The sequence below is a fragment of the Vibrio celticus genome (genome assembly GCF_024347335.1).
GTDB lineage: Bacteria > Pseudomonadota > Gammaproteobacteria > Enterobacterales > Vibrionaceae > Vibrio > Vibrio celticus.
In genome coordinates, this window is record NZ_AP025464.1 from 474434 (window position 1) to 491286 (window position 16853).

The following is a 16853-nucleotide window of genomic DNA, read 5'->3' on the forward strand; positions in this document are numbered from 1 at the left end:
GATTAGTTTAGGTACCAGTCCCAAGGCATAAGACCTTGCTCTGCTAGACCCGTTAAGCGACCTTCACGAAGCTTTGGATCAACACCTGGGTTTGTGACATAATCCCAGTCGAAGGTTGTACTGTTGTCGCTGAATCCTGCACCATCAATTACAAGCACATTGTCGGCAGCATCGCTGTACTGGTAGCTCTGGAATAATTCATCGCTAAACCAAAGACGTGACATTTCATTCATTAGTGCTTTTTCTTTGCTTGATGGATTTACTTCGCTTCCATCAAAACGTACAGCTTTGTTGAACATAAATGGCAGCTCTGAACCGTTACATGCACCGCTGATGCAACCAATCGTTTTGAATAGATCAATGATTGACAGTTGGTCGTATTCGCCCGTTTCTTCATTTAGACCTGTTTTAAAGTTCCACATGTTAAAGCTTGGTTTGTGCTCAAAGTGGTATAGCGTTGCTTCTACTTCGCTGTTTGCTGCCATATAACGAGCTGGGCCATTGAACAAGGTGTCATTTAGCAGGGTTTTAAATTGCTTCATGTTGTCAAGAGCACCACCTATGCCGGCTTCTGAGTTAGGGTAGAAATCCGTTAGAGCCAGAATATCTTGGGTTTGCTGGTGGCTAGTGATCTCAACAATGTCGACCAAGCAACCTACGGTACCCGTAATGTCGCTGGTATCAATGCATCCAGTCATTTCAAGTAGATCACCTTCTAGCTTGGCACCATAAAATAAACCCGTTACTGCGCTGTAAGCACTGCTTGGCAATGCAAGGTCTGCTGAAGCTTCATCACTTGCTTGCTCAGATAGTTTTTGCTGCAGAAGAACGATGTTGTTTTCATCTTCTAACCAGTTAACCATAGCTAGAACTAGCTTTGCTGGATCTTCATTAGTAAGCAGTTCAGGTTCATCATCTGTTAATAACTCGATGACAGTCGGAATTAAGAACGTAGTGGTAAAGAGCATGCCAAAGCTGTTCGCTTCATGTGCATTTTCACCTAGGACAATTGGTACTGAGAAGCCTGCTTGCATTGGTGATTCTGCTGATTCGCTACAGCTACCAAGGAAACTCGTTTTTTCACACAATATGTATGGAGCAAAAGGCATCAGGTTTGACATTGGAGTCTCATCTGCAGTTGGGCTCAGAATTGGGATTTGCAAAGAACCTAACAACCAATTTTTTAGCTGTTCAATACCATTCAAAGCTGTCTCTTGCGATGCCATGATCTCGTCGACCGAAGTGTCTGCATCAAAGTTATTGTTGCGGCTCTTAGCAACGTCATAGCTAGGATACTCAAAACCATACGGGTTGCTCTGCATGATTGCACGTTGGAAATATTGACCTGCGATATCATGATCTTGCTGCAAGAAACCAATAGACATAGCACCTGAGCCTTGACCCATAACGGTTACTTTTTGAGCGTTACCACCGAAGTCAGCGATATTGTTATGTACCCACTCCAAGGCACGCTTCTGGTCACCTAGGCCATAGTTGCCATCTTTGTTCGCGCCTTTAACCCATTGAGTACCTAACTGACCAAGACGGTAGTTAAAGCTTACATAGATGAAAGGCTTACCATCGTCGCTTCCTTGAGCAACCACGGTATCACCTTGCACAAGTACTTCAGAACCAGATCCATATTCAAAGTCACCACCGTGAATGAATACATAAACCGGTAGTTCTGCGTCAGCATCTACGCCTACTGGACGCCAAATGTTAAGGTTCAAACAGTCTTCAGATTGTATCTGTGAAACGGTCTTCAATTGAGGACAAGCATCACCAAAAGACGTTGCTTTAACAATGCCTTCTGAATTCATCAGCTCAGTTAAGTCGACAGAATTACTATGCTCAAAACGCTCTGCTTCGGCAAACTTAATGCCTTTAAAAGACTCAACGGAAGCCAGTTTGTCGTCTTCGGTATTAGATGTAATCACCAGCTCTTCTTTGGTCGCAGTAACCATCACATCGCCGATTTGAGTGGTAAAGGTTTCTACAGGTGCTGGAATTAAAGGTTCAGGTTTATCAGGGAAAGGAACCGTTGGTTGGCTATCGTCGCCACAGCCTATTAGGGCAGTAGCAATAGACAATGCGATAAGTGAGCGGTATGCAATATTCATATTTAATTTTCCACAATAATATTCGGTATAGTTACGATCAAACGCACTTGTATCGACAATCCTGCAGTTCCATTGGGTATTGCGCTCCATCTATGGAGCATCGACATGGCATATATTTGAGTTGTCATCTTGCTGGACAACTGAGCTTCAGAGGCTCGTATGAAAATATTGCTCTAACGAATCTATATTCAAAATAGAGCGATGGTTTGACCGTTAGAATCGGTAGCCAAGGTTCAATGTCACAGCAGAGCGAGTTTCACCTTTGTTGTACAACAGGGTCATGTTGTAGTGCTTGCCAATCTGCTTATTGAATCCGGTTAAGAATGCCCACTGGTTAATGTCGACACCAACGTCGTAATCAAACTCAATATCGTCTGTCTTTACAGTACCTTGCATACGTGAATCTAAACCTTGGTATTCAGCACCAACGAAGAATTGAGCTCGATAATCAACCAATTGATAGCCCAACATTGGCTGAACCGTGACAATGCCGTCGCCCCAATCATCCATCCCTTTCAGACGCGTTTGTGAATAGGTGCCGGTCAGTGATGCAAAGAACTCTTTATAACCAACAGATAATGTTGTACCCGCACCGCGTAAGTCATATTCGAGATGCAGTGGTACATTTAAACGCCCACTGTTACACAGTGCTGATACGCCCTCGCACAGTTTGTCACCTAGACCAGGTAATTTGTTATTGAGTTTATCTTGTAGATATTCTCCCGCAGCGCCGGTGTAAGAGGCATCAACATTCGCGTCAACGTTTACCTTTCCTACATACCCGAATACATTCCAGAACGGAAGAATATTCACATCACCACGTATTGAAAGACTTTCTGCTTTAACCGTAGCAACGCTATCTTCAGGGTCGAACAGGTCATTCAAGCGCACACCGCCAATCACGTAATCGGTCATAGGAAGGTTCATGTCTTGATTGCGATAAGCAACTGAAACACCAAATGGTAATGGCAAATCGATACCTTGACGACGCACCATGTCACCCATTAAAGGGAATACTCGATCTAACTTAACACTCGCTTCTTGCATACGAGGATCTGAAACTTCTTCTAGACGCTCTTCATGCAGGACATTAACGCCGTTGTCGTCTTCATAAATTGCGACTGGTTCAGTTACAGTGCTCATGGTCATCGGTTTCTTTTTAGACGTACCCTCAATGTTAGTTGTCTTACGTTCAATCACGACTTTACCAGAGTCTAACGTTTGGAAATCAATCACTTGGTAATAGGTATCGACTTTGGACTTACCAAGATTAAATGGCTTGTCGTTGGTGATTACCATGCGTTTTGGTGTGCCGCCTACAAGTTCAATATCAACATTCAAGAAACGGAAATAGGCGATGTCTTGTGGTAAGCCGTATTTCGAATAGTTGAAGCTAATGGTCACGTCGCCGTTGTCTTTTTCATTGACTTTCACTGACGATGGATCGAAGCTTTCTGCATAATTTCTTAGACGATACTCAGTGCGCGTAAACTCTTCAATTTCATCGATCAGTTTTTCGTTTTCATCCAGCTCTTGCGGGTTGTATTTGATGCGCAGATCAATGTTGCCTTTGTTGTCCGTATTTTTGATCAGATAAACCGATGACTCGCGAATGTCGTCGCCTACCTTAATCGTACGCTGCGCGTGCTCAACCAAATGTTCGCCTTGAACAAGAGAGCTGATTGCAAGCTTTGGTAAATCACGACTAATCCCATATTTGTCGAATAGGGCACGGCCTTGTTCCATAGATTGACTGTAAGTTGTGGCTTCTTCTGTCGCTGAAGCGTAAAAAGGGGTTGTAACTAATAGAGCGCTCGCTAGGACAGAAAGAGGATAGTTCTTACAGGCGCTTTTGCTTAATTCAAAAAAACTCATGACGGTTTCCACGCTGAGTAGTCTCAAACCTTCGAGACTCAAACAGACAATGTTGTACTGAACTTCGTGTGCAGTTTGTAATGTATTTATCCGAGAGAATTAAATTGGTGAATACTTCTCTTGGGTATGCATCGCTTCAATCAATGAGAGGATTCTAAAATGAGAGGGGAAAAGTCGTTAATCGCGTTTGATGGATGATATCCTCACTTAGTGAAATTTATAGTTAACTATATGATTTATCTATCTTTAAATGGATATAAAAAAGGTCTGCGAAGTAAAAATACTTGGCAGACCGTTTTGTTTTGAATTGTTGAGTGTATTTAGTTCTAAGCAGTGACCTTCACTCTAAATAGATCAGTAAACAACTTCGCTATCATCAGAATAATCATTATGTTTACGAGCATCAAAAGTGGCGTTTCAATTCTATAAACCGGTGTGAGGTTGAGTGCACCTGACGTGAGAACAACCAGCAAGTTAATCCCTAATATTCGATGTACCATGAGTTTTGGTGTGTTGAATACTTTCCAAATCACGACAGTATTGACGAAATAAAATAGGGCGAGCTCCCATAGTTCTGTCATCAAGGGCATAACAAAAATGTACTGCAATAAAATGACAGTGCCTGTACCTAATACACCAAAAAAAGCATCTTTGATTATGCTCGGTGGCATCGTTGGCACCATAGAAGAAAATACGCCCGCAATCATAGGGAAAATAAACCCACCAGGTACGGGTAGATAAATCCAAATCAGTAAAGAGGTGACAAACATCAACACACCCTGAAGTACCTTGCGCGCATCTTCATTCAAATGTTGAACAAATGTACGGTGTCCATGGTGCCAAGACACCTCTTTGTTCAATTCCATGCCTAAAAGATCGTCCCCGATTAAAGAGTCGCTTGGTGTAGATACGCTAAAGCTCTCGATGCTTACAAGGACTGTAGACCAATTTGTTGTATCTTGATTTTCGCCTGATGCATGCTGTAACAGTTTGTCTTGCAGGTGAGCCATCTCATTAATACGAAGTCGCCAATGTTGGATGTTTTCTTTCAGGTGATAGCTCCCCGTCAAAGGAAGTTCAGCCAACTGAAAAAGTTTGTCTATGTTGGCAGTATTACTTTCTAAGTCTTCGACATTAATGGTACCTGTTTCTTTCATAGCACGGATGAGTACCGCTCTACTATTATCGAAGCGGTCTAAGAACTGTTGTTCAGTGTTAACCGGCCAAATTAAACGATAGACGACAGAAAAGGTCGCGATGCCAAGTACGGTTTCTTGTATGCGTAGTACGGCAAAATGGAAGGTCACTTGGCTATCAAACCCACCCATACAAGAAATAATCGAACAGACCGCGAAACCAATTGAAAACACATAACCATACTTCTCATCACTAGACATGAAAATACAAGTGCCTAAGAACACGGTAAAAAATGTTAGAAACAAAAATCGATCTTGTGAAAACATCGCAATGAGGAAAAAGGCATAACCGGTCCCTAACAAGGTTCCCATTAATCGGTTATGACCTTTGTTTATCGCATGAGCAAAACTCTCATTCAATGCCATCACTGCAACCGCAATCGCTGCCCAATATGGCTTCTCCCATCCGAACCATAAGGCCAGGCATATAGAAATAACGATAGAAAGCGCCGCTTTGATCGCTTCTTTAGTCGATGCAGTGAGCATAAATATCACCTAACTATTTGATTATTTTAATCGAGGCAGTCATGCCAACGCGCAGTTGTAAATCTTCTGGTCTTTCGTCTAACGTCACTTTGATAGGAATGCGTTGAGCTAGGCGTATCCATTGGAAGTTTGGATTCACATTTGGCAATAAGTCATTACCTGTGCTCCCATCTTGCTTGGCGATACCAAAACCAATACTTTTGATATGTCCTCTTAGTTGAACATTGTTATGCATCATCAGTGTCACATAGGCAGTGTCTTGAACGTCGACTCCGACTAAGTCTGTCTCTTTGAAATAACCTTCAATCCAAAAACTATCCTCATCAATTAACGCGACAACGGGCGTGTTTGCGACTACTTGTGAGCCTTCACGTAGGCTTAGATTAGTAATATAACCATTAGTTGGCGCATACACCTTTGTATACTCAAGGTTAAGTTGTGCTTCTTCGACGTTTGCTTTAGCCAGTTGAACGTTCGCAGACGAAGTCTCAACCGCATTACTGAGGTTGTTTAGCGTTAAAACTGGAATAGCACCTGGCGTTCTTTTTTCTAAGTTCAGTGCGCGTTGCTCTTCATTCTTTGCTTTTGCAAGTAATGCTAATGCTTGTTTTTGAGAAGCTAAGGCCTTGTGATAGGTAGCTTCGTAAAGGCTTGGGTCGATTTCGAACAGAATATCGCCTTTGGCCACTTGAGAGTTATCATTAACATGGACTTTCGTTACTTGGCCTGTGACACGTGGTGTTATAGAGACAATATAAGCACTCACCTGGCCGTCTCTAGTCCAAGGGTTGCTTGAATAAGATTGGTAATATCCATAAATGACAGAGCCAGCGGCTGAGAATAATAGGAGTGTAATGAGATAACGTTTTATCACAGGAATTGCCTCAAAAAATGGTAATGAATTGGCCGATGATGCCAGTAAAAATGACGATTAGGCTTAACTCAACTAATGCAGGAAGTGCGACATATTTATGAAGTCCTAATCTGGTTGTGATTGAGCCGGTCAATATCGTCAACACATAAGCCAATGCGACAACCAGTAACAGCGGTGGAAAGTAAACCTCTCCCCATACAAGTTCATGCGGCATCGTATTCATGGTTTTGCCCTCTATTCGTTTGATGAATGTAACGATAGCGGAGTTATATTTATTGTGATAATCGCTTATGGAGGACCGTATCCATCAAAAATCCAACTTTACTCGGTGACTATAATAAGCACGCCTCTGTTTAGTGCCGGAAGCCAGTAGAACAAGGAAAGATAGGTTTAGGCTTTGGGTGTAAAAACATTAATCGAAATTTATTTCGAAAATAATCTCGATTTACTACCGTGAACTAAATCCAATAAAAACAATCACTTTAGAGGTAAATTGCACATTAAGACCTCTCAAAATAGTCAAAGTGATGATTTGATCCATCAAATGGGATTACATAATAAAACCTTTTGTTCTTAATATTTGGTTCGAAGCAACGAGACGCTTTATTTATTTTGAATAATCCAACAAATATCATTATTAAGTTATTCGTTAGGTTATTTAATCCTTATATTTAGTAACAAGAGTAAATTTGTCATGGACATTATTTCTAATCTATTTGACATGGCACCATTTGTCGCACTATTTATTACACTCTCATTGGGTTATATGGTTGGTAAAATTACCATCGGCCGATTTGTTTTAGGCGGAGTAGCCGGAACACTATTAATGGGCGTAATTATTGGGCAATTTGGTGTTCAGATTGATCCCGGCGTAAAAAGTATTTTCTTTGCGCTCTTTATTTATGCTGTTGGTTATCAAGGCGGCGCACAATTCTTTAAAGCGCTTAACTTTAGAACCATCAACATACTGTTGTCTGCGGTGGTTATGACGGTTTCAGGCTTATTGTGTGTACTTGCTGCTGCTTGGTTATTTGACCTAGACAGAGGTACTGCTGCGGGCCTAGCGGCTGGTGGTTTAACTCAGTCTGCGATCATTGGTACTGCAGGCGATGCGATCGCACGTTTGGGTGGTGTGTCTGAAGAAGCCAAACACCTGATGCAAACTAATGTTGCTGTAGGTTACGCTGTAACATATATCTTTGGCTCATTAGGTCCAATCTTGATGGTGACTTGGGTATTCCCAACACTGATGAAGTGGGATATCCGATCGGAAGCTATCGCAATAGAGGAAAAAAACTCCAACGGTAAACGCGATTTAGCAGATGGCGAATTTAACGCAGTCACCGCTCTAGTCACACGTGCTTTTAAAGTAACTAACGACGACAAACTGGTTGGAAAAACACTAGCGCAATTGAATCAATCATCACTTGCTGCGTGTATCGAACTTATTGAGCGCGACGGAAAAGAGCTGAATGCAGACAAGTTCACAGCACTTAAAGCGGGCGATCTTGTTGTGGTTACTGGCCGTAGAAATGCGGTTCATGAGCTACAGAGTAAGGCTGAAAGCAATGAAGTAGCCTTACCGGAAAGCTATGAAGTTATTGAAGAAAATCGTCAACTTATTGCTGATAACCGCAAGCTTATTGGTCGTTCTTTAAGAGAAATCAAAGACAGCTCGAACGAACGTTCATTCCGTGGCGTGTATGTGACAGATTACATCCGCGAAGGTGCTTCAGTCGCGATTACTGATGATCTTATTGTTCAGAAAAACGACGTTATTCAATTAACAGGTACCGCTCAAGACATCAACCGAGTTGAAAAACACATCGGTAAGCGCATGGGTTCAGCAACCATGACTGATTTCATCGTACTGGGTTTCGGTATGGTACTGGGTCTACTTATCGGCTTAATCAGCTTTAAGATTGCAGGTATTCCCGTAACGATTGGTTCTGGTGCAGGTTGTTTGATCTCAGGCTTGCTTGTTGGTTGGTTGCGTAGCCGAAACCCACATGTGGCTCAGTTCCCAGCGGGTGCAGCAAACTTCATTCGTGATTTTGGTTTAGCAGCGTTTGTTGGCATTGTTGGCCTAGAGGCTGGGCCCCAAGCAGTTGACACTATTAAAGAACACGGTATGTCACTTCTGTTTTTGGGTATGGCGGTCACCATCATTCCACAGATTATTTCGTTCTTCTTCTCGTACTTTGTATTGAAGATCAAGAACCCAGTAGAAGCTTTAGGTTGTGTAACCGGTGGTCGAAGCGCAAACCCAGCGTTCGCTGCATTGATGGAAAAAACAGGCAATGCAACGCCAGTATTCTCTTTCACTGTAACTTACGCCGTAGCCAACGTGTTACTGACTCTATGGGGCCCAATTATCGTCGGAATCATTACTGTTAATGCTGGTATGTAATTAAACGACCAATTCATTACAAGTTTCATAGCGACAAGAAAGATTTCAATTTATTAAAAGTCCTAACCAATAACGACATTGGGTAGGACTGAATAATCACACTTAAGTAAACACACTAATTTATTGTTAAAGTTTTCAAAATTAAATTATTAGGTAAATATTATGACTACACAAAATACAAATATCGACTTTTCAAAATTCGCTGATTTAAGCCCATTTGAATTAAAAGACAAATTAATTGAAGTTGCTCAAGCAGTGCCAGACCGTGCTTTACTAGACGCAGGTCGTGGTAATCCAAACTTCTTAGCAACATTGCCACGTAAAGCATTTATTCGTTTGGGTGAATTTGCAGTAATGGAAGCGGAACGTAACTACGCTTACCTCGGTGGTGATTTCGGTGGTATCCCTGATGGCGTGGGTATCGTTGAGCGTTTCGATACGTTTACTAAAGAATACTCAAACGACAAAGGTGTTCAGTTCATCGAGCGCGCACTAAGCTACGCAAAAGATCGTCTAGGCATCCAAAAACAAGCGTTCCTAAACGAACTCGTTCTTGCTTACCTAGCGTGTAACTACCCAGTACCACCACGTATGTTGACTAACATTGAGAAAGTGGTGAAGCAGTACATTGCAGAAGAGATGTATGGCCTAGTTCCAATGACCACGGACTTTGACTTGTTTGCAACGGAAGGTGGTACGGCATCAATGACCTACACATTCCAAACGATGTTCAACAATGGTCTATTGAAAAAAGGCGATAAAGTGGCGCTAATTACGCCAATCTTTACCCCTTACCTAGAAATCCCAGAGCTTTCTGAGTACGAACTAGAGATCGTTGAACTGCGTCTTGATGAGACCACTTGGCAGCTACCAATGTCTGAAATCGAGAAACTGGCAGATACAGACATCAAACTACTTTGCGTTGTTAACCCTGCTAATCCAGCATCAGTGAAATTCTCTGACGAGACTCTAGAGAACCTAACAAACTTTGTGAATGAGCAACGCAGTGACCTATTCATCATCACTGATGACGTATACGGTACATTTGCCGATGACTTCGTTTCTCTATTTGCAAAACTACCGTACAACACACTTTGTGTATACTCGTTCTCTAAGTACTTTGGCGCAACAGGCTGGCGTTTAGGTACTATTGGTATCCAACACAAAAACGTATTTGATGACGCACTAAGTTCTTTCAGCGAAGAAAAACAGTGTCAACTTGATGACCGTTACAAAACACTGACTCCAGAGCCACGTGACATTAAGTTCATCGACCGCATCGTTGCGGATAGCCGTAGCGTAGCCTTGAATCACACTGCCGGTCTATCTCTACCGCAACAAGTGCAAATGGCGATGTTTGCTCTAACTTGCCTAATGGATTCTGAAGGTAGCTACAAAGCAGCATGCAAACGCATCATTCGTGAGCGCTACATAACTCTATACACCAACATGGGGCTAGAAGTTGAAGAGAACAAAGATCGTGTGGACTACTACACACTACTAGAGCTAGACACTCTAGGTGGCAAATTATACGGTCAAGAGTTCGTTGAATGGTTCAAAGCAAGCGGTAAAGGTAAAGATTTCTTATTCCGTCTAGCTCACGAAACTGGTGTTATTTTACTACCAGGAAATGGCTTCGATACTGTACATGCGTCGGTTCGCGTATCTCTGGCTAACCTGACTCACCATGAGTACGAACTGATTGGCCGCGCAACTCGCAAGGTATTGGACGAGCACTTCGCTGAGTTTCAAGACGCATAAGTTCAAGTCTGGCTTAGAATCAAATACATGATTTAAAGCCGATGACGTCCAACTCATTAAGAATAAGCCTCGGCGATGTCGAGGCTATTCCGACCAAATAAGCACAGTGGTTAGATCGAAAAACTGCTTACCTTGATGTTCCATTGTGTTTATTTAGTCGTCTTATCCAAGTAATCAAATCTATTTCAAACTCAAAGAGCGGCGTATGAAAAGCATTATTTCTATTCAATCTCACGTGGTTTATGGGCATGCAGGAAACAGTTCTGTGGTTTTTCCAATCCAAAGAATGGGACTTGATGTGTGGCCAATCCATACTGTTCAGTTCTCTAATCACACTCAATATCAACAAGGTTGGACTGGGCAAACATTCGGCTCAGATGATATTCGAAACTTGATTCGAGGCTTAGAAAACATCAACGTATTGAAAGACTGTGGTGCGATCCTATCGGGTTATCAGGGAAGTGCAGACCAATGTAAAGCGGTTGCCGAGTCGGTTAATCTAATTAAAGAAAAGAACCACAATGCACTTTATGTTTGTGACCCTGTAATGGGTGACCCAGATAAAGGTTGTATTGTTGATGATGGCGTTAAAACCGCCATTACCAAGCACTTGTTGCCTATTGCCGATGTCATCGTGCCAAACCAATTTGAACTAAGCGAATTGACAGGAACTAAAATCCTCTCACTTTACGATGCGGTTACTGCATGTAAGAAAGCATTGGAGCTTGGGCCAAAGATGGTGCTTGTGAAGCATCTTCACTCATTACCCGATGACGCGTTCAGTATGATTTTAGCAACAAAAAAGGCATGTTATTTAGCCCAACGACCGAACATTGAATTTGCTCAACAACCGGTTGGAGTCGGTGACCTTATCTCTGGCCTTTTTACCGCAGGGTTAATAAAGAGAATGTCTCCCGTTGCTGCATTCCGACATGCCAATAACGCGGTCTATGGTGTGTTGGAGCTAACTAAAAGTTATGGCACTTGGGAGCTACAAACGATCAATGCACAATATGAATTTGTAGAGCCTACCCACGATTTCAACGTGGTCAAAATTGGATAGAACGTTTAACTCCAATAGCGGTTGAGGGTGTACCTATTCGATGGGTCGCATCCTACAAACGAGATTACGAGCTAAGCCTAAACCTAGCTATATTACTCCCAGAAAGAGACGGACTTCACTTTATCCCTATTTATTAACTTCTCTGTTTATCGTTTTTTATTAAACAGAGTCTCTGAATCATTTTAGAGAACATTAAATGAGCCTAATTATGAACCGTCTAATTTCCTCGGGTTTTACCGTTGCTTTGTCATTCCTCGTAGTGGCATGTAGCTCACCCCACACGTTGGATGTACGTGTACACAAAGACAATTACAAAGAAGTGGTTGTAGAAGAAGCGATATCAGAAAAAGAGCCTTTGCGTATGTGGGCGAGTGAGAATCCAGACTTCTTATACTCTCCAACCGATCAAACCACTCCAATTACCGTGTCAGGTGACCAACTAAATATCTTAGCTTTGTCAGGAGGCGGCGTGAACGGAGCCTTTGGAGCCGGTATTTTGATAGGGCTGCAAGAGTCTGGCCAAATGAAAGACTACTCAATAGTGACTGGCATCAGTGCAGGAGCGCTAATGGCACCATTTGTATTCATCGGCGGAGATGCATTTCCGAAGATGAAGAAGGTGATGCTAACCATCAATGACAAATCAGTGCTTGGCAAAAAGAACTTTTTAAACACCGTGTTTAAAGATGCTTTTACTGACGGTAAAAAATTGAATCAATTTATCGCTCAGGCGTTCCCTGAACAGATGATCGAGCAAATTGCTGCGCGACACCGCAGCGGTAAGCGTTTATTTATTGGCAGCACACACTTTGATTCTGGGGAGCTCGTGATTTGGAATGTCGGCGCAATTGCAAATAGTGACATGCCGGATAAGTCTGAACTTATATATAAGGTTTTAGCAGCAAGTGCCTCCATTCCTGGCGTGTTCCCGCCGCAGTTTATCGATGTGAAATATGAAGGTAAAAGTTATGAAGAGTTGCACGTCGACGGTGGTTTAGCCGCTCAAGTGTTCTTCAATCCATCAAACTTCGACTATCAGCAGATCTCAGATGCTCTTGGGTTAGAAAAACCACCACAGCTCGATGTTATTCGAAATGGCGCACTGAAAGCGCCGTACCACTCGCTGAGAGATAAGGGTTTAGATTTAGTGGCAAACAGCGTATCCAGCCTGACTCTTGCTCAAACACGTGGTGATTTATATCGAATGAAATACATCAGCGAAATCAACAACATTGATATGCAATTTACTTACATCGAGCACGATTTTGGTTATGCCAAACGAACCAAAGACATGTTTGATGAACACTACTTATTAACCATATATGAATATGGTTATCACAAAGCAACTCAGGGCAAACCTTGGGTAACCGAATTACCTTAATTAGGGATATTGTAAAATGAATAAAACAGTATTAACGCTACTTATCATGGCGACGTCTAGCGCTACAATGGCACAAAGCGTGACCTCAATGGATCAGCAAAAAGTCGATAACGATATGCTACAACTGGCCGACGTTCAGCAGGAAGCGGCGTTGTTCATGGTTGAAGAAAATTCAGACTACGTGGCGATTGACTACATTGGTCAGTGGGTTGAGGTGAACAATTACGTCACACACAAGGAAGCCAAAGAGCGCCAGCTTCAAAAGACCACCAAGAAATACATTTACTCGCAAACAGGTGAAACTCTAGAATCCATCGAGCAGCGAATTGCTGAGCATATTCAAGTGGAGCAACCTAAGTATTTCAGTGTCGATGTTTACCGCAATTACCACGGTGATTCAGGCGACTTTAACTACCTAGCTCGAGTTATCGAATACATTTAAGTTTTCGGTATAACATCAAAGATAAAACCTACTGGCTCAAGTAGGTTTTTTTGTTTCAAATCGACGAATTATTTCACTAATATTATTCTGACAAAGTAGATATTTCGTCAACCTGTGATAATTTAAATAGATAACGATTAAAAGTAAGCACAACAAAATGAATTTCAGTATTGAACAACTTCTCGCGTTCGTTACCGTTTATGACCAGCTTTCCTTCAGTAAAGCCGCCGTTAAACTCAATAAACACAGAACGACAATCGGGCAGGTTATTACTAACCTTGAAGACCAACTCGCGGTAAGCCTATTTGAAAGGGTTGGGCGCTCTGTAACGCCGACAGAAGATGGTCATCATCTTTACCACTACGCTAAGCAAACCATTGAGCAGGCGCGCACTTTTGACAAAGTGGCACTGAGCCTTTCCTATGGTGGGTTAGAAAGCATCACTTTCGCGTACTCTAATGTTGTTCCTCACGACTTGCTGCTTGATATTCGCAAGAAGTTGAGTGGTGACTTCCCAATGATGCGAGTGAACTTTTTAGTTCGAAATAAATCAGATATCAAACACGGACTCCAAAATGGCGATTATCATTTCGGGTTAGTGAATGTACATGAAAGTCGTGGAATACACAGCCTAGATTCCAGCTTCCTGGGACACATTGAATTTCTTCCTTTCGTCAAAAAGAATGGCAAGCTTGCATCGCTTGATCCCGACGAGCTGTTTACCGCCTTAAAAAGTTCAAAGCAGTTTATCTTGCGATCGCTGATTGAAGAGGGTTTGTCTGATAAAGTCACATTCAGCTCAGACAATGAACAGGTCGATCAGTTAGGCTTGGTGATTAAGATGGTGGAAGCCGAATTAGGTTGGGCTTTACTGCCGACAACTTTTTCTGACAACGAATTTGCATATCACGACATTGAGCCTATTAGGGCATCAGAGATGCTGTCGGGCTTGAAGTTTGGCTTCGCGCTTTGGTGTCCGCATTCGAAGCAAATGGAAGAAGTCAAACGGTCGATGTTATCAGTCATCAAGGGTTATACAGCAAAGTTGTCCAATTAGCCTAGCGTTATAAAATACACAGTTGTGGTTCAGCCCCCCCCCCCATTTTTGTAGGGCGGCATCCTCTATATAAGAGTAGGGAAATGACGCTCGAATCGCTATTATTATTGTGCTGGCAGGGTCTTACCCTTCAGAGCAAATTCTTAATTTCAACTGTTTATTGCATGGATGCACACTTTTCAGCCGAGGCCAACGCCTCGGTTTTTTTGAGGCAATTTATATGAACCGCTGTGGTGTGCTTGCGCTATTCTTAAGTTCTTTACTTACCCCTTTTACTTCAATGGCATCTTTTTACGACCCTATTGATGGTCAATTTGATATGGGTCATCATATCGCAGAAAATGCGACTGGATTCTTACCTATACCAATCTTAATTACAGAGCCTGCAGTTGGTTATGGTGGTGGTGTTGCTGGGTTATTTCTACATGAGAGTGAAGAAGAAAAACGAGTTCGTAAAAAAGCTACATTAAAGGCTATTGATGGTGGCGCGCAACTCGTTCCGTCTGCGATGAGTGTTGTCGGTGCTTTGGGAACTGAAAATGAAACCTGGTTTGTTTTTGGCGGCCACAGACGTTCATGGATGAATGATTCAATTCGCTACACGGGAGGTGGCGGCTTTGGTGTTGCAAATGTTGATTTATATCAGAAGTTTACTCTTGGCGGGAAAGATTTAGAGCTAAAGTTTGGCACAAAAACTTCAGTCGCTATACTGTCACAAAAGGTACAATTCAGAATTGGTAACACGCCTTGGATGATTGGTGTGAAACAGTTATTAGCCCAGTCTAAAGTTGAATCTGATAATAACTTGGTCGACAAGCTCATGGAGCTTACCCTAGGCACTGAATCTGTGACATCTGGTTTAGGTATTGAAGCTGAGTTCGATACAAGGAACAATTTGTTTTACCCAACAAAAGGATACCGATTTTCTGCAGACTACATGGTATTTGACGAGGCGATTGGTAGTGATTCAAACTACCGCAACTTAAATATTGAAGGGGAAGGTTATATTCCAGTGTCAGAAAAGTGGACACTTGGGGTAGCGGGTAATTATCAAAATTATGAGCAAGGTGATGGATTTGTGTCTCCAACAGCTAAGCCCTATGTTGAATTAAGAGGTGTGTCTTCATTTCGCTATCAAGGGGATGAAATTGAAACCCTTCAAGGACAACTGACTTACAGTATCAATCATCGTTGGAAGGTGTCTGGGTTTTACGGTTCAGGGGTTGCAAAGCAAGATAACGGCATAAGCCACGACAGTACCGTAAATGCCGGAGGTGTCGGCTTTCGATACCAAATCGCGAGACGTTACGGTTTGCACCTTGGGATGGATTATGCGCAAAGCCATGAAGAACGCGCTATCTACTTTAACGTGGGGAGTGGTTTCTAGAACAACGGAATAGGGTAAACTTTCCAAGAAAAAAGGCGCTAATTAGCGCCTTTTCTTTTTCTATCACTTGCTTACAGTAAGATTACTTCTTACGGCAGAACTCAGCGATTACGTACATTGATTGACCGCCGTTTGTTTTACCAGAAACAAGCTTAGGATCGTCACCAACGCTGATACCACGGATAACAGTACCTTGCTTAATCACTTGGTTAGTACCTTTGATTGGCAGGTCTTTGATTACTGTTACGTCGTCACCTTTCTTAAGTTCAACGCCGTTCACGTCAAGAGGCTTGTCATCAGCAGACATACCGATTTGTGCCCAAACTGATGTTTCTTCTTCAAGGTACATCATGTCTAGCGCGTCTTGAGCCCAGCTTTCTGTGTTCAGACGAGTAAGTTGACGCCATGCAGTTACTTGAACTGGCGCTTCTTGACTCCACATGCTGTCAGTCAGACAACGCCAGTGGTTGATATCTTTAGGATCGTCAATCTCACCAAGACATTTGTCACATACCATGATGCCGTGATCCACTGTTACGTGGCTGTGTGGCGGTACTGCGTATGCAGTAAGAGAAGAATCAGAACCACATAGTTCACATTTAGATTGGCAGCGTTCTAGCATAGTAGCTTCAGAAGACATAATGGACTCACATTTATTAGGTATTAAATTACGGGGCTATTATCCACTTTATTTACAATAAAGAAAGAGGTCGTACGGTATTCTGTCTTGATTAATTTTAGCTGAGATCAACCATTTGTGTTTTAAAGTTTTATGCAAACGGTTAACTAGGGGACTTGTTC

Annotated in this window: 12 protein-coding genes and 2 pseudogenes; 7 read left to right on the top strand and 7 right to left on the bottom strand. The window is 42.4% G+C overall.

Annotated features, from left to right (window positions below; genetic code table 11):
• Positions 1-2 precede the first annotated feature (2 nt).
• From OCV19_RS18145 to OCV19_RS18165, 6 genes and pseudogenes are all read right to left on the bottom strand, one after another.
• Entirely contained in the window at positions 3-2120 is a 2118-nt protein-coding gene (locus tag OCV19_RS18145) for a carboxylesterase family protein (RefSeq protein WP_065675351.1), read from the bottom strand.
• A 213-nt stretch (positions 2121-2333) separates the two neighbouring features.
• Complete coding sequence (locus tag OCV19_RS18150; RefSeq protein WP_065675350.1) at positions 2334-3995, bottom strand: hypothetical protein; 1662 nt, start codon at positions 3993-3995, stop codon at positions 2334-2336.
• A gap of 326 nt (positions 3996-4321) precedes the next feature.
• Positions 4322-4855, bottom strand: a pseudogene (locus OCV19_RS25030) (FUSC family protein); the annotation flags it as partial.
• Between the two features lie 122 nt (positions 4856-4977).
• Positions 4978-5677: pseudogene (locus OCV19_RS25035) on the bottom strand (FUSC family protein); the annotation flags it as partial.
• Between the two features lie 13 nt (positions 5678-5690).
• Positions 5691-6551, bottom strand: a complete 861-nt coding sequence (locus tag OCV19_RS18160; protein ID WP_065675348.1) for an HlyD family secretion protein — start codon at positions 6549-6551, stop codon at positions 5691-5693.
• Between the two features lie 10 nt (positions 6552-6561).
• Positions 6562-6774: a DUF1656 domain-containing protein gene (locus OCV19_RS18165; RefSeq protein WP_065675347.1), complete on the bottom strand. Its 213-nt coding sequence runs from the start codon at positions 6772-6774 to the stop codon at positions 6562-6564.
• A gap of 471 nt (positions 6775-7245) precedes the next feature.
• On the opposite strand from OCV19_RS18165, the gene aspT reads away from it, so the two are divergent.
• The 7 genes from aspT (at position 7246) to OCV19_RS18200 (ending at position 16052) form a co-directional block, all read left to right on the top strand.
• Positions 7246-8961, top strand: a complete 1716-nt coding sequence (gene aspT / locus OCV19_RS18170; protein ID WP_065675346.1) for an aspartate-alanine antiporter — start codon at positions 7246-7248, stop codon at positions 8959-8961.
• 162 nt (positions 8962-9123) lie between these two features.
• On the top strand, positions 9124-10722 hold the full coding sequence (locus OCV19_RS18175; protein WP_065675345.1) for a bifunctional aspartate transaminase/aspartate 4-decarboxylase: 1599 nt from the start codon (positions 9124-9126) through the stop codon (positions 10720-10722).
• A gap of 205 nt (positions 10723-10927) precedes the next feature.
• Positions 10928-11785, top strand: coding sequence for a pyridoxal kinase PdxY (pdxY, locus tag OCV19_RS18180; protein WP_065675344.1), 858 nt, complete (start codon positions 10928-10930; stop codon positions 11783-11785).
• 208 nt (positions 11786-11993) lie between these two features.
• Positions 11994-13166, top strand: coding sequence for a patatin-like phospholipase family protein (locus tag OCV19_RS18185; RefSeq protein ID WP_065675343.1), 1173 nt, complete (start codon positions 11994-11996; stop codon positions 13164-13166).
• A 16-nt stretch (positions 13167-13182) separates the two neighbouring features.
• Positions 13183-13608: a hypothetical protein gene (locus OCV19_RS18190; RefSeq protein ID WP_065675342.1), complete on the top strand. Its 426-nt coding sequence runs from the start codon at positions 13183-13185 to the stop codon at positions 13606-13608.
• 157 nt (positions 13609-13765) lie between these two features.
• Positions 13766-14665, top strand: a complete 900-nt coding sequence (locus OCV19_RS18195; protein ID WP_065675341.1) for a LysR family transcriptional regulator — start codon at positions 13766-13768, stop codon at positions 14663-14665.
• 220 nt (positions 14666-14885) lie between these two features.
• Positions 14886-16052: a BamA/TamA family outer membrane protein gene (locus tag OCV19_RS18200; protein ID WP_065675340.1), complete on the top strand. Its 1167-nt coding sequence runs from the start codon at positions 14886-14888 to the stop codon at positions 16050-16052.
• An 82-nt stretch (positions 16053-16134) separates the two neighbouring features.
• Here OCV19_RS18200 and OCV19_RS18205 read toward each other — a convergent pair whose 3' ends face one another.
• On the bottom strand, positions 16135-16692 hold the full coding sequence (locus tag OCV19_RS18205; RefSeq protein ID WP_017060062.1) for a PhnA domain-containing protein: 558 nt from the start codon (positions 16690-16692) through the stop codon (positions 16135-16137).
• Positions 16693-16853 lie beyond the last annotated feature (161 nt).